General features: G+C 32.7%; 24 protein-coding genes and 1 other RNA gene. 19 read left to right on the top strand and 6 right to left on the bottom strand.

The window, feature by feature from the left end; genetic code table 11:
• Positions 1-99: 99 nt before the first annotated feature.
• The 9 genes from pyrR (at position 100) to B8963_RS09040 (ending at position 7,565) form a co-directional block, all read left to right on the top strand.
• On the top strand, positions 100-645 hold the full coding sequence (pyrR, locus tag B8963_RS09080) for a bifunctional pyr operon transcriptional regulator/uracil phosphoribosyltransferase PyrR (protein WP_084061190.1): 546 nt from the start codon (positions 100-102) through the stop codon (positions 643-645).
• A gap of 30 nt (positions 646-675) precedes the next feature.
• Positions 676-1,602 carry an aspartate carbamoyltransferase catalytic subunit gene (locus B8963_RS09075; protein WP_084061189.1) on the top strand — a complete coding sequence of 309 codons (927 nt, stop codon included), beginning with the start codon at positions 676-678 and terminating at the stop codon, positions 1,600-1,602.
• Positions 1,603-1,608: 6 nt separating this feature from the next.
• Positions 1,609-1,941, top strand: coding sequence for a ribonuclease Z (locus B8963_RS09070; RefSeq protein WP_084061188.1), 333 nt, complete (start codon positions 1,609-1,611; stop codon positions 1,939-1,941).
• On the top strand, positions 1,938-2,405 hold the full coding sequence (locus B8963_RS09065) for a DUF3291 domain-containing protein (protein WP_084061187.1): 468 nt from the start codon (positions 1,938-1,940) through the stop codon (positions 2,403-2,405). Before B8963_RS09070 ends, B8963_RS09065 begins: the two co-directional genes overlap by 4 nt.
• A gap of 9 nt (positions 2,406-2,414) precedes the next feature.
• Positions 2,415-3,323, top strand: coding sequence for a ribonuclease Z (locus tag B8963_RS09060; RefSeq protein ID WP_084061186.1), 909 nt, complete (start codon positions 2,415-2,417; stop codon positions 3,321-3,323).
• Between the two features lie 94 nt (positions 3,324-3,417).
• Complete coding sequence (pdxH, locus tag B8963_RS09055; protein WP_084061306.1) at positions 3,418-4,062, top strand: pyridoxamine 5'-phosphate oxidase; 645 nt, start codon at positions 3,418-3,420, stop codon at positions 4,060-4,062.
• Positions 4,063-4,108: 46 nt separating this feature from the next.
• Positions 4,109-4,576, top strand: a complete 468-nt coding sequence (locus tag B8963_RS09050; RefSeq protein WP_234989641.1) for a SixA phosphatase family protein — start codon at positions 4,109-4,111, stop codon at positions 4,574-4,576.
• 4 nt (positions 4,577-4,580) lie between these two features.
• Positions 4,581-6,653: a polyphosphate kinase 1 gene (gene ppk1 / locus B8963_RS09045; protein ID WP_084061184.1), complete on the top strand. Its 2,073-nt coding sequence runs from the start codon at positions 4,581-4,583 to the stop codon at positions 6,651-6,653.
• A gap of 12 nt (positions 6,654-6,665) precedes the next feature.
• Positions 6,666-7,565 (top strand): Ppx/GppA phosphatase family protein, encoded by a 900-nt coding sequence (locus tag B8963_RS09040; protein WP_084061183.1) that lies wholly within the window; start codon positions 6,666-6,668, stop codon positions 7,563-7,565.
• Between the two features lie 3 nt (positions 7,566-7,568).
• On the opposite strand, the gene miaE is transcribed toward B8963_RS09040, so the two are convergent.
• Both miaE and B8963_RS09030 read right to left on the bottom strand, forming a co-directional pair.
• Positions 7,569-8,150 carry a MiaE family protein gene (gene miaE / locus B8963_RS09035; protein ID WP_084061182.1) on the bottom strand — a complete coding sequence of 194 codons (582 nt, stop codon included), beginning with the start codon at positions 8,148-8,150 and terminating at the stop codon, positions 7,569-7,571.
• Positions 8,151-8,219: 69 nt separating this feature from the next.
• On the bottom strand, positions 8,220-10,037 hold the full coding sequence (locus B8963_RS09030) for a DNA polymerase III subunit gamma/tau (RefSeq protein WP_084061181.1): 1,818 nt from the start codon (positions 10,035-10,037) through the stop codon (positions 8,220-8,222).
• Between the two features lie 131 nt (positions 10,038-10,168).
• Between B8963_RS09030 and rnpB the strand changes: the two genes are divergently transcribed.
• Positions 10,169-10,487, top strand: an RNA gene (rnpB, locus tag B8963_RS09025) — RNase P RNA component class A.
• Positions 10,488-10,498: 11 nt separating this feature from the next.
• Here rnpB and B8963_RS09020 read toward each other — a convergent pair.
• From B8963_RS09020 to B8963_RS09005, 4 genes are read right to left on the bottom strand one after another with little or no spacing between them, the layout of a single operon-like run.
• Positions 10,499-11,095: an LURP-one-related family protein gene (locus B8963_RS09020; protein ID WP_084061180.1), complete on the bottom strand. Its 597-nt coding sequence runs from the start codon at positions 11,093-11,095 to the stop codon at positions 10,499-10,501.
• Between the two features lie 50 nt (positions 11,096-11,145).
• Positions 11,146-11,685, bottom strand: coding sequence for an RsmD family RNA methyltransferase (locus tag B8963_RS09015; RefSeq protein ID WP_084061179.1), 540 nt, complete (start codon positions 11,683-11,685; stop codon positions 11,146-11,148).
• Positions 11,685-12,518: a DUF3822 family protein gene (locus B8963_RS09010; RefSeq protein ID WP_234989640.1), complete on the bottom strand. Its 834-nt coding sequence runs from the start codon at positions 12,516-12,518 to the stop codon at positions 11,685-11,687. Before B8963_RS09010 ends, B8963_RS09015 begins: the two co-directional genes overlap by 1 nt.
• Positions 12,496-13,146: a hypothetical protein gene (locus B8963_RS09005; protein WP_084061177.1), complete on the bottom strand. Its 651-nt coding sequence runs from the start codon at positions 13,144-13,146 to the stop codon at positions 12,496-12,498. The genes B8963_RS09010 and B8963_RS09005 overlap by 23 nt, the downstream gene beginning before the upstream one ends.
• Positions 13,147-13,250: 104 nt before the next feature.
• On the opposite strand from B8963_RS09005, the gene B8963_RS09000 reads away from it, so the two are divergent.
• The 9 genes from B8963_RS09000 (at position 13,251) to B8963_RS08960 (ending at position 20,912) form a co-directional block, all read left to right on the top strand.
• Positions 13,251-14,687 carry an ATP-dependent DNA helicase gene (locus B8963_RS09000; RefSeq protein ID WP_084061176.1) on the top strand — a complete coding sequence of 479 codons (1,437 nt, stop codon included), beginning with the start codon at positions 13,251-13,253 and terminating at the stop codon, positions 14,685-14,687.
• 30 nt (positions 14,688-14,717) lie between these two features.
• Complete coding sequence (locus B8963_RS08995) at positions 14,718-15,284, top strand: DUF4126 domain-containing protein (protein ID WP_084061175.1); 567 nt, start codon at positions 14,718-14,720, stop codon at positions 15,282-15,284.
• 23 nt (positions 15,285-15,307) lie between these two features.
• A complete protein-coding gene (gene kdsB / locus B8963_RS08990; RefSeq protein WP_084061174.1) occupies positions 15,308-16,036 on the top strand; it encodes a 3-deoxy-manno-octulosonate cytidylyltransferase in 729 nt (242 codons plus the stop codon).
• A complete protein-coding gene (locus B8963_RS08985; protein ID WP_084061173.1) occupies positions 16,027-16,728 on the top strand; it encodes an HAD family hydrolase in 702 nt (233 codons plus the stop codon). The genes kdsB and B8963_RS08985 overlap by 10 nt, the downstream gene beginning before the upstream one ends.
• A 3-nt stretch (positions 16,729-16,731) precedes the next feature.
• A complete protein-coding gene (locus B8963_RS08980; RefSeq protein WP_084061172.1) occupies positions 16,732-17,358 on the top strand; it encodes a CatA-like O-acetyltransferase in 627 nt (208 codons plus the stop codon).
• A 3-nt stretch (positions 17,359-17,361) separates the two neighbouring features.
• Positions 17,362-18,438 carry an iron-containing alcohol dehydrogenase family protein gene (locus B8963_RS08975; protein WP_084061171.1) on the top strand — a complete coding sequence of 359 codons (1,077 nt, stop codon included), beginning with the start codon at positions 17,362-17,364 and terminating at the stop codon, positions 18,436-18,438.
• Between the two features lie 187 nt (positions 18,439-18,625).
• Positions 18,626-19,168 carry a 1-acyl-sn-glycerol-3-phosphate acyltransferase gene (locus B8963_RS08970; protein WP_143312503.1) on the top strand — a complete coding sequence of 181 codons (543 nt, stop codon included), beginning with the start codon at positions 18,626-18,628 and terminating at the stop codon, positions 19,166-19,168.
• A 52-nt stretch (positions 19,169-19,220) separates the two neighbouring features.
• Positions 19,221-19,769 (top strand): hypothetical protein, encoded by a 549-nt coding sequence (locus B8963_RS08965; RefSeq protein WP_084061170.1) that lies wholly within the window; start codon positions 19,221-19,223, stop codon positions 19,767-19,769.
• 216 nt (positions 19,770-19,985) lie between these two features.
• Complete coding sequence (locus B8963_RS08960) at positions 19,986-20,912, top strand: hypothetical protein (protein ID WP_084061169.1); 927 nt, start codon at positions 19,986-19,988, stop codon at positions 20,910-20,912.
• Positions 20,913-20,948: the final 36 nt, after the last annotated feature.

The following is a 20,948-nucleotide window of genomic DNA, read 5'->3' as shown; positions in this document are numbered from 1 at the left end:
TTTTTTGTGATGTAAATTTTAGCTCTTGAAAAAGGAATCTATATATTGATTCAAATTTTAAAAGATAATTTGATACTTTTGTAATTACAAAATTTCGGCATGAGTCAAAAAGTATTGCTTTCCTCAAAAGAGATAAACATAATTCTTCATCGCTTGGCTTGTCAGCTTTTAGAAAATCATTTAGATTTTAAAAATACCGTTCTTATAGGTATTCAACCTCGTGGTATATTTTTAGCACAACGACTTACCGATATTTTAAAGTCGGAATATGGAGTTAAAGATATAAATCTAGGTTTTTTAGATATTACCTTTTATAGAGATGATTTTAGAAGGGGAAATAAGACACTAGAAGCTAATAAAACTAATATCAATTTTCTTATTGAAGATAAGAAGGTTGTGCTTATTGATGATGTGTTGTATACAGGCAGGAGTATAAGAGCAGCACTTACAGCTTTACAATCTTTTGGGAGACCAATAGAAATTGAATTACTTACACTGATCGACCGTAGATTTAGTCGTCATTTACCAATTCAACCCAATTACAGAGGCAGACAGGTAGATGCTATAAACAATGAAAAAGTAAAAGTGATGTGGCAAGAAAATGATGGAGAAGATGCCGTTTATTTAGTAAATACCACATCATAAAGGAGTATTAAGAATAGGAAAAATAAGTATATGAGCGAGTTAAGTGTAAAACACTTGTTAGGAATTAAATATCTTAAAGAGCAAGATATTCAGCTCATTTTTGAAACTGCGGATCATTTTAAAGAAGTTATCAATAGATCTATTAAAAAAGTACCTTCTTTACGTGATATAACAATAGCAAACGTATTTTTTGAAAATAGTACTCGTACAAAACTTTCTTTTGAACTTGCTGAAAAGCGATTATCTGCAGACGTAATTAATTTCTCAGCAGCACAATCATCCGTAAAAAAAGGAGAAACTTTAATAGACACGGTAAATAATATTCTTTCTATGAAGGTGGACATGGTGGTTATGCGCCATCCCAATCCAGGTGCAGGAATATTTTTATCAAAACACGTTAAAGCATCTATTGTAAATGCTGGTGATGGTGCACATGAGCACCCGACACAAGCGCTATTAGATTCGTATTCTATACGAGAAAAACTAGGCGATGTTGCTGGAAAAAAAGTGGTAATTGTTGGTGATATATTACATTCTAGAGTGGCACTTTCTAATATTTTTGCACTTAAGCTGCAAGGCGCCCATGTAAAAGTTTGTGGTCCAAAAACCTTAATACCAAAATATATAGAATCTTTAGGAGTAGAGGTTGAAACTAATTTAATTAAAGCCTTAAATTGGTGCGATGTTGCTAATATGTTGCGTATTCAGAATGAAAGATTGGATATTAGTTACTTTCCTACTACAAGAGAATACACCCAACAATATGGGGTGAACAAAAAAATATTAGATAGTTTAGATAAAGAAATTGTGATTATGCACCCCGGTCCTATTAATAGAGGGGTAGAAATTACTAGTGATGTTGCAGATTCCAAACAATCCATTATCTTAAATCAAGTGGAAAACGGAGTAGCAATACGTATGGCAGTTTTGTATTTATTAGCTTCAAAAATAAAGTAAACAATTATGATCTTTGATTCTGACGGTACTACAACAGTTGTTTTTCAAGAAAAAGCAACATTAAAAACATTCTTAGAGAATTTAATAACAGGATATGACAAAATAAAAAATGATCATATTATTATTAATCTGTTTTCATTCTCAAAACTTTCTAAAAACGATATTTTGGAGTTTTTAGAACTATCTAACAAACATCGAAAAGCACAAAAATCATTTGTACTTGTAACCGATGCTATATCTTATGATGACGTTCCAGACGAGATTTGTGTGGTTCCAACGATTCAAGAGGCAAGAGACATTATTGAAATGGAAGAAATAGAACGCGATTTGGGCCTATGATTTATCTAGCCCAGGTAAATATCGCTAAAATGATTGACGAAATTGATAGCCCTATAATGGCGGATTTTGTCAATAGTTTAGACCGTATAAATGCCTTGGCGGAAAACAGCCCTGGTTTTGTTTGGCGATTAATAGAGGAAGGTAACAATGCAACTTCAATTTCTGTTTTTGATGACAGATTTATTATTGTAAATATGTCTGTTTGGAAAACAATGGACCATCTTTTTAAATTCACCTATTCCTCGGATCATGTTGAAATATTTAAACGTAGAAAAGAATGGTTTCATAAAATTACGGAAATGCATATGGCATTTTGGTTTATAGATGAAAAAACTATACCAACACCAGAAGAAGCTAAAAAACGTTTGGCTTATCTTCAAGAGCATGGAGAAACTCCATACGCATTTACTTTTAAAAGCAAATTTACCGCAGAGGATGCAGCCAACTATAGACCAATAAATTAGAATACCTTCATGAAATTAACCATACTTGGTTGTTACGCTGCCACTCCTAGAACATTAACAAATCCAACTTCACAAGTTTTAGAGATCAAAAATCACATGTTTCTTATAGATTGTGGAGAGGGCACACAAGTACAATTAAGAAAACAAAAAATAAGATTTTCTAGAATCAATCATATTTTTATATCGCATTTACATGGAGATCATTTTTTTGGTTTACCAGGATTAATTTCTACTTTTAGATTGCTTGGTAGAGATAAAGAAATGCATATTTACGGGCCAAAAGGTATACAAGAGGCCATTACCTTATTATTAAAATTAGGAAATTCTTGGACTAATTATAATCTAGTTTTTCATGAACTGTCTTCTAAGCAACCAGAAGTTATTTATGAAGATTCTAAAGTTACAGTTAGTACAATACCTCTGGACCATAGAGTGTACACAAACGGATTTTTGTTTAAAGAAAAATTAGCCGCTCGTACTTTAAATATTGATGCAGCTCAAAGTTATGGCATAGACAAATGTTATTTTCAAAATATTAAAAATGGCAAAGACATTGTTTTGGATGACGGGCGTACCATTTTAAATAAGGAATTAACACTAGATCCGCCAAAAGCAAAAAGCTATGCCTTTTGTAGTGATACAGCTTACAAACCTGATATTGTACCTTTAATTAAGCATGTAGATGTGCTTTATCATGAAGCTACATTTTTAGATTCGCAAAGCGAGCTAGCTCCAAAAACAAAACATTCTACCGCAAAAGAAGCTGCGTCTATAGCTAAACAAGCAGAGGTTGGCGAATTAATTTTAGGCCATTACTCTACGCGTTATACTTCTATAGAATTGTTTAAAGAAGAAGCAAATGAGGTATTTGCTAATGTTTCTCTGGCAGATGATGGTAAAGTTTTTAATTTCACGTAATTATTAAGAAATAAGTTATAATTAACGCATAGACTCTTCTTGTTTTCCTATCTTTTGCAGAACTTTGTTAAAGTTGAAATTAGTATTTTTAAAAATGCAGAAAGATTTAGGTAATTACAGAAAAACATACGAAAAAAGTGAACTTTCCGAAAAAAGTGTTACGGATAATCCAATGGAGCTTTTTCAGAAATGGTTTTACGAAACTGAAGCTTCTGAGGGTGTAGATGAGCCAAATGCTATGACGATTTCAACAATTGGACTAGACGGTTTTCCTAAGAGCAGAATAGTTCTTTTGAAAAAATATACCCACGAAGGTTTTATTTTTTATACAAATTACAATAGCGAAAAAGGCAAGGCAATTGCAAATAACCCTAAGGTGTGTCTTTCTTTTTTCTGGCCTAATATGGAAAGGCAAATTATAATTAAAGGTGTTGTTGAAAAGATTCCAGAAAATTTGTCCGACGGATATTTCGATTCTAGACCAGATGGTAGTAAATTAGGTGCGTTAGTATCAAATCAAAGCGAGGTAATTTCCTCTAGAGAAGAAATAGAGGATAGGCTTAAAGAACTAGAAAATAAATATCAAGGTAAAGAAATACAACGACCAAGTCATTGGGGAGGGTATATTGTGAAACCTATTTCTATGGAATTTTGGCAAGGGAGGCCTAATAGGTTACATGACAGAATTAGATTTGCCTTAGAAAATATTGACTGGAAAATTGAACGATTAGCGCCTTAATAGAAATAATTTTGAAAAGCATAATCTATTGAAAAAACTTATATTAATGCGTCACGGAAAGTCTTCTTGGGATTTTCCAGTTTCAGATATAGACCGGCCTTTACAGGTTCGTGGAATTAAAGATGCACAATTGGTAGCAACAGAATTTTTAAAATCTAATTCCAAAATAGAGGCATCTTTCTCAAGTCCTGCAAATAGGGCTTTACACACTGGTATGATAGCTATGCGAACGCTACAATTACCTTTTGCAAATTTCTTAATTTCGAATGAATTATATGATTTTTCAGGTAAATCTGTAATGGATTTTGTGAAAAATTTAGATGATAATTTAACTTCAGTGATTATTTTTGGTCATAACCATGCACTCACTGAAATTTCAAATCTTTGGGGAGATGTGTACATTGAAAATGTTCCAACAGCAGGATTGGTACAATTAAATTTTGAGATAGATAAATGGCGGGATACATCGGGCGGAAGAACGGAAAAAATGATATTCCCAAAACAATTTAAGTAGTTTTATGAATAAAAATCAATATCAATATATCAATAGAGAAATCAGCTGGCTGCATTTTAACAAACGCGTATTGCAGGAAAGTGCAGACAAAAAAGTTCCTCTGATTGAAAGGCTTCGTTTTTTGGGAATATTTTCTAATAATCTCGATGAATTTTTTAAAGTTAGATATGCTACAGTAAAGCGTATTGTTGAAGCAGGTAAGACAGGTAAAAGTGTTTTAGGCGGTGAGATAGCCAAAGACTTATTGGAAGAAATAACCAATATTGTTATTAAACAGCAGGCGGAGAGTTTAAAAATTTTAAAGCAAATTGAAGACGAACTTGAAACCAAAAATATTTTCATCATTAAAGAAGATGAAATTTCAGAAAAACAGGCTGAGTTTGTTAAAAATTACTTTATTAATCAGGTAAGTCCTGTTTTAATGACTATAATTTTAAATGACCTTAGAGAGTTTCCAGTTCTAAAAGATACTGCAGCTTATCTGGCTATAAAAATGGTTTTAAAAGCGGAGAAAGGCTTAGTGAAATCGGAAAATAGATATGCGTTAATTGAAATCCCTAAAGGGATAGATCGTTTTGTGGTATTACCAAAAGAGGGAGATAAAAATTACATTATTATTCTTGATGATTTAATACGCTACAGTTTAGGAAGTATTTTTAATATGTTCGAATATAAATCTATTTCTGCACACATGATTAAAATTACCCGTGATGCTGAATTGGATATGGATAATGATTTGAGTAAAAGTTTTATCGAGAAAATATCTAGTAGTGTTGAACATAGAAAAATAAGCGACCCAGTACGTTTTGTATACGACAAAAGTATAGCTAAGGATACACTAAACTTCTTGAAGGATAAAATGAATATTGAAGACACTGATAGTGTTATACCTGGTGGTAGATATCATAACCGAAGAGATTATATGAGTTTTCCGAGTCTTGGACGCCAAGATTTGCTGTATGATAAAATTGAAGCATTGCCTGTAAATGGTTTATCTATGGAAGGTAGTATTCTAGAGCGGATAGCAGCTAAAGATTATTTACAATATACACCCTATCACACCTTTGCTTATATCATTAAATTTTTACGCGAGGCGGCACTTGATCCAAAAGTTAAAACCATAAAAATTACAGTTTATCGTCTGGCAAATAATTCGCAAGTAGCTGCATCTTTAATTAACGCTGTTAAAAACGGTAAGCAAGTAACCGTGCAAATTGAGTTGCAAGCACGTTTTGATGAACAGGCAAACATTGAATATGCAGAGCAATTACAAGCTGAAGGCGTTAAACTTATTTTTGGAGTTCCTGGATTAAAAGTACACAGTAAAATTTGTCTAATAGAAAGAGAGGAAGACCAAGTATTAAAACGTTATGGTTTTATAAGTACAGGTAATTTTAACGAAGCCACTGCTAGGATTTATACAGATTATACGTTATTTACTGCAAATGACGATATTTTAAAAGAATTAAATAAACTATTCGACTTTTTTGAGACCACCTATAAAATTAATAAGTATAAGCATTTAATTGTATCACCACATTATACTAAAAACGTTTTTAAAAAATTAATAGATGCTGAAATTGCAAATGCTAAAGCAGGGAAAGAGGCCTATATAAAAATCAAAATGAACAGTTTTACTTCCTATAAGATGGTAGATAAACTTTATGAAGCAAGTAATGCCGGAGTAAAAATACAACTTATAATCAGAGGAATTTGTTGTTTAATTCCTGGGGTAAAAGGTATGAGTGAAAATATTGAAGCTATTAGTATAGTAGATAAATTTTTAGAGCATCCAAGGTCGTTTATTTTTGCTAATAATGGTAAACCCAAAGTGTATATATCTTCAGCTGATTGGATGACGCGTAATTTAGATTATAGAGTAGAAGTAGGTTGCCCAATATATGATGAGGATATTAAACAAGAATTAATAGATACATTTGAAATTTCTTGGAAAGACAATTTAAAAGCTAGAGTTTTTTCTGATAAACAAGATAATGCTTATCGCAAGATTAAAGGAAAAGAGGTGCGTTCTCAATTCGCACTTTATGATTATTACAAAGCCAAATTAGAATCTTAAAGAATAGGAATATTGAAAGTTAGAAAATTTTCAGCAATAGATATAGGGTCCAATGCAATTAGATTATTGACTCATAACATTATTGAAGAAAAAAACAAGAAGGCACAGTTTAGAAAAAGTTCACTAATTCGTGTGCCAGTACGTTTAGGTGAAGATTCTTTCACCGTTGGAGAAATAACTGATAGAAATGCGGATCGTATTGTAGAAACAATGAAGGCATTTAAATTGCTTATGGATGTTGCTGGGGTGGAGAAATATATGGCTTGCGCAACATCTGCAATGCGAGAGGCAAATAATGGTTTAGAAATCATTAAACGCGTTAAAGATGAAGCAAATATTACTATAGAATTAATAGATGGTAAAAGAGAAGCAGCCATCATTGCCTCCACGGATCTAAAGCAATTAATGCAGGCAGGAAAATCTTATTTATATATAGATGTTGGCGGAGGAAGTACCGAATTTACTGTTTTTACTGAAGGTAAAATTAAAGTATCCAAATCGTTTAAGTTAGGCACAGTGCGTTTGCTTAACAATATGGTTGGTGAGGCTACTTGGCTAAAATTAGAGAGTTGGATTAAGGAACATGTAAAAAGTATACCCGATATTTCAATTATAGGATCTGGTGGAAATATCAATAAGCTTCATAAAATTTCAGGAAGAAAAGAAGGGGAGCCGTTGTCTGCCATATGGTTAAAAGCGCAGTATAATTTTTTAGAAAGCTTAACCTATGAAGAGCGTATTTCAGAATTAGGCCTTAACCCAGATAGGGCAGATGTTATTATACCGGCCACTAAAATTTTTCTTTCTGCTACAAAGTGGAGTGGTGCTAAAAAAATACATGTACCTAAAATTGGACTTTCTGATGGGATTATAAAAACATTGTATTATGCCACAGACAATCCATTGGAATAAAGTCTATCCGTGAATACTACTTTTATTTCCTAATTTTTTCATGATATCGGCTTCGTAAACAAGTAAATCTTCCCATTTTTTATTAACCTCGTTACGGTCGCCATATTGTCGAGCAAATTTTAAAAACATGGTATAATGATTGGCTTCGCTTATCATTAACTTATGATAAAACTCGGCCAAATCTTTGTCTTTCAATTCTTCTGAAAGTAATCTAAACCGTTCGCAGCTTCTAGCTTCAATGAGGGCTGCGTAGAGTAATCTATGTACTAATTGAGTAGTTCTACTGCCTCCTTTGGGGAAAAATTTTAAAAGCTCAATTACATATTCATCTTTTCTATCCCTTCCTAAAATTTTTCCTCTATCTAAAATTCGATCATGAACCATTTTAAAATGCCCCATTTCTTCGCGGACTAATGAAATCATTTCTTGTACTAGTTCGGTATATTCAGGAAAAGATACAATTAGCGATATTGCGGTGGCTGCGGCTTTCTGCTCGCAATAAGCATGATCCGTAAGAATTTCGTCAATGTCTTTTTCTACAATATTTACCCATCTCGGGTCTGTTGGTAATTTTAGTCCTAACATTTTTTACTTTTTAGTACATGGTGATAGGTGGTATTTATCTTTATAAACCTACTTCACGAACATAAACTGTTATAAATCCAAATCAAATTCCCTTCTTAAAATATCAATCGCTGGATTTTTTTCTCTTAGCTTTTCATATTTTTCTTCGGGCGTAAAAGCAAACTTTTTAGCTGTTGCTTCGTTTATGGTAATTTTTAATTTTATAAAATGATTATCTAGCTTTAATCGTAAATACTCAATTAAGTCATACTGTTCTCTTTCAATTTCCTTTTTCATTGTGCTATTTGGTAATTCTATCCAAATAGTGGTAGCATCTCTTAATTTAGGAATATCTGTATTTAAGTTAGAAGCTAGAATTTTTTGACCTTCCTTATCAATTTGGTGAACAAAATCTGCCCAATGTTTTTGCATTTCTTCTTCGGTAAATACGGACCTTGGTAATTTACTTTCGTCAATTATAGTGTCTTTTTTATTTAGCGAATGTTCTTTTTTCAGTTTTAAACTAGACAATGATAAACCAGATACTCTATTCTGAGGAGCTTTAATCGAAATTTTGGTTTCGGATACTGTTTCCTCTTGGGATAAATCAGGTTTTACAATTGTGGTTTGCTGTTCTTCTAATTCGGTAGGAGATTCTTTAGTAATAATGTTGGATTCTACTTCTTGAACAGGATTTTCAATAGTATGATCTAATTTTTCATCAACTATTTCTGGTAATTCTTTAGATGTTACTAGTGCATCTGATGGTCTTTTGCTTGTAAAGGGACCTCCATTTTTGTAAAATGAAGCTGGGGCAATATAGTTTAAGAAATTAGAATTTTTTTTTTCTCCATCAAAATTGATAGAGGCTAATTTCATTAAGGCTAATTCTACCAAAAGTCTTTGGTTTTTGCTAGACTTGTATTTTAAATCACAGTCATTTGCGATCTCTATACCTTGAAGTAGGAGCGTGCTACTCGTTTTTTTAGATTGTTCTAAATACAATTTCTTAGCCTCTTCACCCACTTCTAATAGATCTATAGTAGATTGATGGTGGCATACCATTAAATCTCTAAAATGTGAAGCTAAACCAGATATAAAATGATGTCCATCAAATCCTTTGGATAATGCATCATTAAACAAAACTAGTAATGCAGGAATGTTATGTTCTAAAATTAAATCGGTAGCGGTGAAATAAGTATCGTAATCAAGTACATTTAAGTTTTCAGTTACGGCTTTTCTAGTTAATTTTTTTCCCGAAAAACTAACTACTCTATCGAAAATAGATAGAGCATCGCGCATAGCGCCATCGGCCTTTTGTGCAATAATATGTAAAGCGTCATCTTCTGCTTCTATTTCTTGATTTTCAGCAATATATTTTAGGTATTCCGCTGCATCTTTAACGGTAATTCGTTTAAAATCAAAAATTTGACATCGCGATAAAATAGTAGGTATAATTTTATGCTTTTCCGTAGTGGCTAATATAAAAATAGCATGTTTAGGTGGTTCCTCTAATGTTTTTAAAAAGGCATTGAATGCCGATTGTGAAAGCATGTGAACCTCGTCAATAATATATACCTTATATTTTCCAACTTGAGGAGGTATACGAACTTGGTCTGTTAAATTACGTATATCATCCACAGAGTTATTCGAAGCTGCATCTAATTCAAAAATATTAAACGCAAAATCTTCATCTTGACTTTGGGCACTATCCTCGTTAATTTTTTTAGCTAAAATTCGTGCGCAAGTTGTTTTACCAACACCACGAGGTCCGCAAAACAATAATGCTTGTGCTAAATGATTATTTTCTATAGCATTTAATAAAGTATTGGTAATAGCTTGCTGGCCTACAACATCTTTAAATGTTTGAGGTCTATATTTACGCGCAGATACTACAAATGGTTCCAAATACTGATGCTGTTTTAAATAATTATACTGTAAAATACAGCGTAGTACAAATATAAAAATAGCTAGTTATTATATAGCCGATTTAAGCATTATTAGCTGTTTATTTATCAACAATTGAATTACCTTTGCCAACAGCAGGTCATCTTATCGCGGTTTGTATTTTGCAAAACGAGGAAAGTCCGGACACCATAGTGCAACATAGCGGGTAATACCCGTCACTCTAGTTCGCTGGAGGAGGACAAGTGCAACAGAAAGCAGGTACAGGTAATGCTGTAGTGAAACCAGGTAAACTCTATGTGGTGAAACGCCATGTATATCAGCTTTAAGAGCTGCACGCTCGTGCTGAAGGGTAGGCGGTTTGAGCTTTTAGGTAACTAAAAGTCTAGATAAATGATAAGAATTCTGAAGTGATTTCGGAAGACAGAATCCGGCTTACGACCTGCTTTTTTATTAAAAAGAATTTATCCTCTTCTTCTTTCTAATAAAATCATCATCATTAACCCTAACAATATTCTTTGTTCATCATCTTGGTCAATATCTGTTAACTTAGATACTTCAAATTTTCTACCAAAAAACGAAGCCTCTTTCTTCAAACGAGCAACTTTCTTGCCTTGTAAATCAGAAACTATATAAGATGGATTAAATAAATAACCAGTAAAAACACCTAAAATGGGAATTTGCCCTAAAACGCCATCCAGTACTTTAATCCAAGCATTTTCCTCGCGAATATGGTACTGTAATTTTTGATGTTGATCAATTAACTCGTAATGCGCTTTCCATAATGAAGCCCATCCTTTTCGCCCAACTTTTCCTAGTTCTTTTCCTTCGCTATCGGTAAAATTATAAGCAGTAGAAAAATCTATCCATTTATCTGCCTTTATTTTAAAGTTAAGTTTTCCTTGACCTTCATTTTCGAAAATGGAAATATCTTCCTTTAGTTTAAACAGTTTTTGTTTCACATAAGCAACGGTTTTCCCGGTGGAATCAGTAGCGGTAAAATCATTAGTGAAGGTAGAAATTTGAAATACAAATTTAATAGGAAAGCTTAAGTTGTTCATGGTTAGTTTTTAATTATGAAAGATAACGCAAAGGTGTTTAGGTTTCGTATTTAAGTAGCTTTAAAAAAACTAAATACACTAGCCCCATATTTTCTTTGGTTATTAAAATGTGGCAGTTTAGACAAATCCGTATGTTTAGAATGTTCTATAACTAAAACACCATCTTCTAATAGTAATCCTCTGGAAAATACTAGTTCGGGAATTTTACTGAAATCGGAAAATTCTAGGTCGTATGGTGGATCTGCAAAAATAATATCGAATTTACTACCGCTCTTTTCTAAGTAACTAAAAACATCAGATTTAATGGCACTAATAGGCAACTCTAACTTTTCTGTGGTTTCTGATATGAATTTTATACATCCATGATTCTCGTCTACGGCAGTTATGGAAGCGCAACCTCTTGAACCAAATTCAAAAGCTATATTGCCTGTACCTGAGAATAAATCCAAGACGGAAATATCGTTAAAATAGTAGGTGTTATTTAGAATATTAAATAAGCCTTCTTTAGCCATATCAGTAGTTGGTCTTACTGGCAACTTGTTAGGGGCAGTTATTTTTCTTCCTTTATGTTTTCCTGAAATTATCCGCATTAAAGAGCGCTTAGTGTAGTGAAATCTATGGTTTTATTATTGGTGTTCTCTATATGATAAGATAGGTTAGACGGTATATAAACGTCTACATTTCTAATATATTTATAGCATATAGTGTACAATGCATCTCCTTCTTCAATAGCACCAAAAAGTCTAAGTTTAAGCGTTTCAGTATCTAATTTTAGTTGTTCAATTGTAAATAGAACGTAGTAGATAAAATCTTCTTTGGTCTGAAATGTAAAACTATTAAAGAATAAGAGTTTTTTCTGTGATAGTATTGTAATATCTATTTGTTGTTCTAAAACATGAACATAAGCAATTGTTTCTTTACCGCTATTAAAGTTGCTTAACAAACTTTCGATTAATACAGTGGCACTATGTTTGAATTCGAATGCACCAAAGAGTTCAAAAATGTAGTTATTTATATTTACAAAAGGTATGTAAACATTAACTATGTCATGATCTATAATTTCATCAAATGAAATATGATCATTCGCAAGAATCTTAGTGTTGAATTTTAAGTAATTAGCCAGCTCGTTTTCATTGAAGAGTACCTTAGGGACTAAGCTAAATAAGGTGTTTCTATGTATTACAGTAACTTCCGAAAATTTGACCTTGTGCAGGCTATTCTGCTCCACTAATTCCTTAAGTCTTTTAAGTACTTGAAAAGGATTTAGCTGTTCAATAAACGATACACTTTCTTGTTTAATAATGCTATTTTCAACTGAATCCAAGACACAAAAAGAAAGTCCATTCAAACTAATCTGAATGGACAATTTTTTATAACTCAATTCAGAGTTTTCTGTATTTTTAATTTCTTTCTTTTTTGTCATATATCGGTGGCCAGTTACCATTGGTACTTACCTCTTCCATTGATCCAACGCTAATGAAAGGACCATTTACTTCTTCAACATTTACTAAAGTTTTTTCTCTTGCAACCAAATCTTTTGGCTGATCGTATAAAACAACTTCTTTTGGTACTTTTGCTATAAAAACAGAGGCTTTGTAACCACTTTTGTCAATTGTACCTGCATCCATTGTAAATTTTTCACCATTTGGAGCTGTTGGAACATTCATTAAAGTTTTATAACGAGTATCATTTTTAAATAATGAATCTTTAACCGATACAAAACCTAAAGTATCAATAATCTTCTTTTCAGTAAGCATATCAATACCAAACTGCTTATTAAATTCTAAATAAGAGGTATCTCTTTGTTGGGTAATAGTATATTTTCCAGTTTCGATAAAACTAATTAAAGAGTTAAAATCTTTAGCATATCTGCCGTTTGCAATTTTATAAGCTTCCTGTGAATTTCTAATATCTTTTAAAGAATTAATAACTTGTTGGAAACGTTCTTGCTTAACATTGCCAAATTTAATAGGCGCATTAACAGAGTTGTAAATTAAGTATCCAAAACCAATACATGCAATCCAAAGTATAATTTGTAAAACGGTCTTCATTTTTTTTTCGTGTTAATTAATTTAAGTGGTTACGACAAATCTACAATTTTTTTTTAATCACAAAAGTATTTGGGCTTAAAAATCATCATTATCTTTGAGCTTATATGAAAGCTATAGATTCTGCTTCTTTTTATAACATCTTAAAAGAAAAATTTCCCCATCAACCTACCGTTAAGCAAAGCACGGCATTAGAAAACTTGGCTACTTATATATTATCCAAAGAAAAGGAATCTGTTTTTTTATTAAAAGGATTTGCGGGAACAGGTAAAACTACTATTGTTGGAACTATTGTTACTAATTTATGGCAAACCAATATGAAAACGGTTTTAATGGCGCCAACCGGCAGAGCTGCTAAAGTGATGTCTAATTATTCCAATACACAGGCATTTACTATTCATAGAAAAATATATTTTCCCAAAAAACAGCGGGGCGGCGGCGTGCAGTTTGTTTTAGCTCCTAATAAGCATAGAAACACGGTGTTTATTGTAGATGAAGCATCTATGATACCCGATACTCCAGCGGATTCTAAATTGTTTGAAAATGGTTCTTTATTAGATAATTTAATTCAGTTTGTGTATTCCGGACATGGTTGTAAAATAATATTAATTGGCGATACCGCCCAATTACCACCTGTGCGATTAGACTTGAGCCCTGCGCTTGATGCTAATAAAATAGGCCTTAATTACAATAAGGAGGTTACCGTTTTGGAGTTAGATGAAGTTGTTCGTCAAGCAGAAGATTCGGGCATATTATATAATGCAACTAACCTGCGTGAGCAATTGCAAAGTGAGTTTTATGACGATTTTAAATTTGATGTAGCTCCATTTAAAGACATTGTTCGTTTGGTAGAAGGTAATGAAATTCTTGAGGCAATAGAGGACTCCTATGCCGTAAATGGCAAAGAGGAAACGGCGTTTATTGTGCGTTCTAATAAACGGGCAAATTTATATAATGAAAACATTCGTCAGCGAATTCTCTATTTAGAAAACGAGATTTCAGTAGGGGATTATATGATGGTTGTTAAGAATAATTATTTTTGGTTAAAACCAAATTCCGAAGCAGGTTTTATTGCAAATGGTGATATTATTGAAGTTTTGGAAATATTTTCAATTAAAGAGTTGTATACTTTCAAATTTGCAGAGGTCAGCGTAAAAATGGTCGATTATCCAAATCAAGCACCGTTTGATACTGTTTTGCTATTAGATACTATATCAGCTGAAGCACCATCGTTACCTTATGAAGATGGTAATAGATTGTATCAAGAGGTGATGTTGGATTATGAAAATGAAACGTCTAAATACAAGAAGTTTTTAGCCGTAAAAAACAATCCATTTTTTAATGCATTGCAGGTGAAATTTTCATATGCTATTACCTGCCACAAATCTCAAGGAGGGCAGTGGAATACAGTTTTTATAGAGCAACCTTATATGCCAAATGGTTTGGATAAAGAAAATATGAGATGGCTTTATACTGCTTTAACTAGAGCAAAGAGTAAATTATATTTAATAGGATTTAAGAACGATTTTTTTCTTGAATCATAAAATACTATTTTAGTTGAGTAAAATTTAAGAATGACAACAGAAACAATCATCAGTATATTTCTAGGAATAGGACTCGCCGCATCTGTAGGGTTTAGGGTTTTTATGCCTTTATTTGCCCTTAGTTTGGCTGCTTACTTTGGTAAATGGGATTTGAACGAAAGTTGGCAATGGATTGGAAGCCTAGCGGCGGTAATAACTCTTGGAGTAGCCATGCTGATTGAAACCTTTGCCTATTTTATTCCTTGGGTAGATAATGTTTTAGATTCTTTTGCGGTACCATTGGCAGCCATTGCGGGTACTGCTGTAATGGTCTCGACAATTGCAAATTTAGATCCTGTTGTTACTTGGTCGCTCGCAATTATTGCAGGCGGGGGTACTGCAACTGCTATTAAAGGGGCATCCGCTACAAGTAGATTGGCATCAACCGCATCCACAGGAGGGCTTGCTAATCCAATAGTTTCAACGGTGGAAACCGGAACAGCTATGGTGGTTACTACAGCTTCTATTTTTGCACCTATATTTGCTGGTATTTTGGTAGTTATTATTCTGGCATTTGTTTTTTGGATTTACAGAAAAGTACGACCAAGAAAAGCCTAATACAAAATTCATAAAAAAGACTAATGAAGAGAATTGCAATGATACCAGCACGCTATGCTGCATCACGTTTTCCTGCTAAGTTAATGCAAGATTTACAAGGTAAACCGGTTATCCTTAGAACTTACGAAGCTACAGTAAACACTCAGTTATTTGATGATGTTTTTGTGGTTACAGATAGTGATATCATTTTCAATGTAATTGAAGCTGCGGGAGGAAAAGCGATCATGAGTATTAAGGAACACGAGTGCGGTAGTGATCGTATTGCTGAGGCTATTGAACATATGGATGTTGATATTATTGTTAACGTTCAAGGTGATGAACCATTTACTGAAAAAGAGAGTTTAGCTAGTGTTTTGGAAGTTTTTGATAATGATCCAAATAAAGAAATAGACCTTGCTTCGTTAATGGTTAAAATAACCGATTGGGACGAAATAAGCAATCCCAATACCGTTAAGGTTATTGTAGATAATAACAATTTTGCATTGTATTTTTCACGCTCGCCAATTCCTTATCCAAGAGCTAAAGATGTAGAAAGTATCTACTACAAGCACAAAGGAATATATGCTTTTAGAAAAAGAGCATTGATGGATTTTCAACGCTTGCCTATGTTGCAGTTAGAGGCAACCGAAAAAATTGAAGCGATCCGTTATTTAGAATACGGAAAGAAATTAAAAATGGTAGAAACTTCCGTTCTTGGAATTGAAATTGATACTCCAGAAGATTTAGAAAGAGCTAAAAAGGCATGGAAATAGATTTGAAGAATATTACAGTGATTGGTTTTGATGCCGATGATACGCTATGGGTAAATGAAACTTATTTTAGGGAAGCAGAAGAGAAATTTGCTAGCTTATTAGATGCCTACGAAACAAAAAACACCATAGATCAAGAACTCTTTAAAATGGAGATAAAGAACCTTGAACTTTATGGTTATGGTATTAAAGGCTTTGTATTGTCTATGATTGAGTCTGCTTTAGAATTATCTAATAATAAGGTATCTCATGAGACTTTAAATAAGATTTTAGACATTGGAAAAGAAATGATTTCTCACCCTGTAGAATTACTTGATGGAGTAGAAGAGGTGCTGAAAGAGCTTTCTAAAAAGTACAGACTTATAGTGCTTACAAAAGGTGATTTATTGGATCAAGAGAGAAAATTAAAAAGGTCTAATTTGTTGCACTATTTTCATCATGTAGAAGTGTTGAGTGATAAAAAAGAACAGAATTATCAAAACCTATTAGACCATCTAGAAATAAAAGTAGATGAATTTTTAATGGTGGGAAATTCTCTTAAATCAGATGTGTTGCCTTTAATCAATATCGGAGCTAAGGCTATACACGTACCTTTTCATACCACATGGCAGCATGAAGAAGCTAACGAAAATGAAACCAACGGTAAGGAATACAAGACCATTAGTGAGTTAAAAGAGTTATTGAAGTTTTTATAGCCTATGAAAGTATTAAATTTAGATACTTGGGACAGAAAGGAGCATTTTGAATTTTTCAACACCTTTTCTGATCCTTATTTTTCGGTAACGTCTAAATTAGATGTTACCCAGGCTAAGTCATATGCATCGGAGAAAAAAATATCTTTCTTTGCCGTTTACCTTCATGCATGTATGCAGGCAATCAATAGTGTGGAAAATTTTAGGTATCGTATTGTAGATGAAAAAGTAGTGTGTTATGATATAATTCATGCATCTCCAACAATACTAAGACCCAATAAAACTTTTGGCTTTTCTTTTATACATTATAATCCCAATTTACAGGATTTTGTGGTAAATATAGCTAAAGAAAAAGAGCGTATATTTAATAGTAGTTCGTTGTTCCCGCCAGTAAACTCGTTAGATTGTATTTACTGTTCTGCAATGCCTTGGATTGCTATTACGGGTCATAAAGAACCTGTTAAAGGAGAAAAAGAATCTGTGCCAAAGCTGGCGTTTGGTAAAGCAGTAGCTGTTAATGGTGTTTATGAAATGTCTGTTGCCGTAAGCGTGAATCATGCATTAGTAGATGGCTATCATTTAGGTTGCTTTTTCGAAAAATTTCAAGAATATTTAAATTCATATAAATTATAATTAATGAAATATAGGAATTTTCCAATGGTACCAAGAGTTATTTTTGGTAATGGTAGTTTCGCACAATTGGGTGAAATTATCATGCCTAAACGCAAAAACTCCGAAGCGCCTTTCATCTTTCTTATTGATGCTGTTTTTGAAGGAAAAGCATTAGTGACTGAAATTCCGTTATTATTTAATGACCAAATAGTTTTTATTTCTGCCGATGAGGAACCAAAAACCCAGCAGGTTGATGCATTGGTGAAATTAATAAAGGAAACGTATAATGAATTGCCTTCTGGTATCATTGGTATTGGTGGTGGCACATTATTAGATTTAGCAAAGGCAGTTGCTATAATGCTTACGAATTCCGGCAGTTCCTCAGAATATCAAGGTTGGGATTTGGTGAAAAAACCAGCTATTTATCATGTTGGTATTCCAACTATTAGCGGCACAGGTGCTGAAGTTTCTAGAACGACTGTGCTTATGGGGCCGGAAAAAAAGTTAGGGATAAATTCAGATTTTACGCCATTTGATCAGGTAGTTCTTGATCCAGATTTAACTCTGGGTGTGCCAAAAGAGCAATGGTTTTATACGGGAATGGATTGTTATATACATTGTATAGAATCGTTAAACGGCACCTTCTTAAATGCCTTTAGCCAAAGCTATGGTGAGAAGGCGCTTGAATTATGTCATGAGGTATATTTAAATGATATTTCAATGGCAGAATCAAGAGATAAATTAATGATGGCTTCGTGGCACGGAGGCATGAGTATAGCATATTCGCAAGTAGGTGTGGCGCATGCTATGAGTTATGGATTATCCTATTTGTTAGGTGTAAAACATGGCATAGGCAATTGCTTGGTTTTTCAGCATCTTGAAGAGTTTTATCCTGATGGAGTAAAAGTATTTAAACAGATGCAAAAAAAACATCAAATTCAGCTTCCTACCGGCATTTGTGCTAATTTAAGTGATGAACAATTTGATTTGATGATTAACGTTTCCTTTGGATTAGTTCCTTTGTGGGAAAATGCCTTAGGCGCAAATTGGCAAGAAATTATGACATATGATAGATTATTGGCGTTGTTTAGGAAAATATAATTTTCAGTATTGAGTATTGAGTATTGAGTAAATAGTATTGAGTAAAAAGTATTGAGTGAGAAATAAATATTTATTCAAGAGTAAGGACTCAATGTAAACCTCTATCATTGAAAAACTTAAAATCTTAAACTTGAAACATTTTAATAAAAATGAATTCCAAAATCAAAACCCCAAAAAAGAGAACATGATTCAATCCATAGCAAAGTTTATTTATTTTAAAATTATGGGTTGGAAACTCGTTGGAGAATTCCCAAAAGTAGATAAATGCGTATTTATTGTGGTGCCGCATACCAGTTATGCCGATTTTTTCTTGGGCATATTAATTCGTGCGGTATGGCAAGAAGAAATAAATTTTATAGGCAAAGAAAGTCTGTTTAAACCACCATTAGGCTGGTATTTGCGTTGGGTAGGTGGTGCACCTATTGTCCGAAATAAAAATAGTGATACCGTAGCTGCCATTGCAGCCATATTTAAGACCAAAGATAAATTTAGGTTAGCCTTGTCTCCAGAAGGTACACGAAAAAAGGTAGACGAATGGAAAACGGGCTTTTATTATATTGCTAAGTCAGCAAAGGTGCCTATTGTTATGGTTGCGTTTGATTTTGGCCGTAAGCAAGTAAAAATGTCCGAGCCCCATTTCACTACCGACGATAAAGATGCCGATTTTGCATTGTACAAAGCATTCTTTAAAGGTGTAGTAGGTAAAATTCCTGAGAAGAGTTATTCTTAGGTATATTTTATATTGTAAAGTATTAAAATCGATTTCCAAAATTTAGAAAATATTGAGCATCAAAAAATATAACGAAATAAGGTCTTCACTAAAATGGTCAATCTATGAAGAACACGCTTTAAGTCTAAAACTTGCTGCTGATGATTCGTTTGAAAAAGGAAAAGAGATTATGCAAATTAGGGATCAAAATGAACGAATTCATGCACTTGGCTTGTTTAGAGGTAGTATGCTTATGTATGCAGTTAGTTTGGAATTAATACTAAAAGCTAGGGCTTTATTTGAGGAAAAGGACAATATTCTGAGTGGACGAATTTGCACATTTAAAGAATTTATGAATCAATGGAAATCAAAAAATGCTGATGGTCATGGTTATATGGATATAGTAAATCATTACAAAATAGAGTTGTCTGAAAAAGAAATTGAACTTTTAAACAATTATCAAATATACACTAGCTGGGCTGGTCGTTTTCCTTTTCCAAAAAAGGAAGATGAAATAATGGAAATGGAAAAAAATGGAAGATTTAGTGGAACTGCAAAAACTAAACATAACCAAGAAATTCAAGAGTTCTTAAATAAACAAATGGCGGCAATGAAAATATAATGCTTTATATCAATATCTACAATCAAGAATTACCTTAGAGCAAAATTAAAAGGTCTGTGTATATTTATAAAATCGCTAAAACTAATTGCAATAGCATTGAAAAGGAAATAGTAAAACGAAGTAAAAAGTTTTTGCTACGTATGTAGAACGAAATAAAATTTTCCCTTGTCAATGAAATGGGCTTAGTTATTAAGGTGAAATTAATTTGAGCAACTTATGAAAACAATTTTATCACTACTGATTTTTCTAACCATTGGTTATACAAGTCAGAAAAAACAAAGCATAATTGAATTTCAAGGTAAAACTGATCTAGAAAAATATGACGAATTAATTTGGAGTGGAATGCTTCATTTTAAAGATATGGATTTTGAAAATTCATTGTCTAATTTTCAGGCAGCATTTAAAATTAAAGACGACGAAAACGCAACGGATTATTTTTATGCCGCTGCAGCAGCTTTAAATTTAAAATTGGATGAAATTGCAAAAAACTTGATAATTACTGCTATCCGAAAAACAAATGCATCTGAGATTTATTTTGATAGCTTTAAAGAATTTAATTCTTTTAGACAAAATAGATTGTTTTCAGATATAAAAGCAGATTATGCCAATTTTAAATCAGACTATATTAATAATCTTAAATATCCAGAAATATATAAGGAAATTGAATTATTAGCTGAAAAAGACCAAAAAGTAAGAACTGATGGTAGTAGTAAGAAAAAAATGCACAAAATTGATAGTCTAAATATAGAAAGACTCATAGCGATAAATAAACAATATGGTTGGTTTGATAAACAATGGCTTTTATTATGGCATCAAAGAGGGACTCATAGAGACGATAATTATGTTTGGAATTACTTTAGACCATTGATTAATGATAAAATTGAGAAAGGAGAATTAAGGAAAAGTTATTGGGCCAGATTTGATGATGAAAAATCTATTAGTGAAGGAAAAAGAGTTCAGATATATGGCACATATTGGCATAATTATGACCAATTTCCTGTTGAGAATGTAACTAAAGTAGATAGTTTAAGAAATTCAGTTGGGTTACCACCTTTGGCCTACATGAAAAAAGTTTATGATATACCATTACCTAATGGATATAAAGAAAAACTACCACAAGAAATGTATATAAAAAATTACTAAAGTTATAGTTAATACTGCGGTTTTTACTCTTATGGG

The organism is Cellulophaga tyrosinoxydans, from assembly GCF_900176415.1.
Classification (GTDB): domain Bacteria; phylum Bacteroidota; class Bacteroidia; order Flavobacteriales; family Flavobacteriaceae; genus Cellulophaga; species Cellulophaga tyrosinoxydans.
This window is presented reverse-complemented; position numbering and strand designations above follow the sequence as displayed.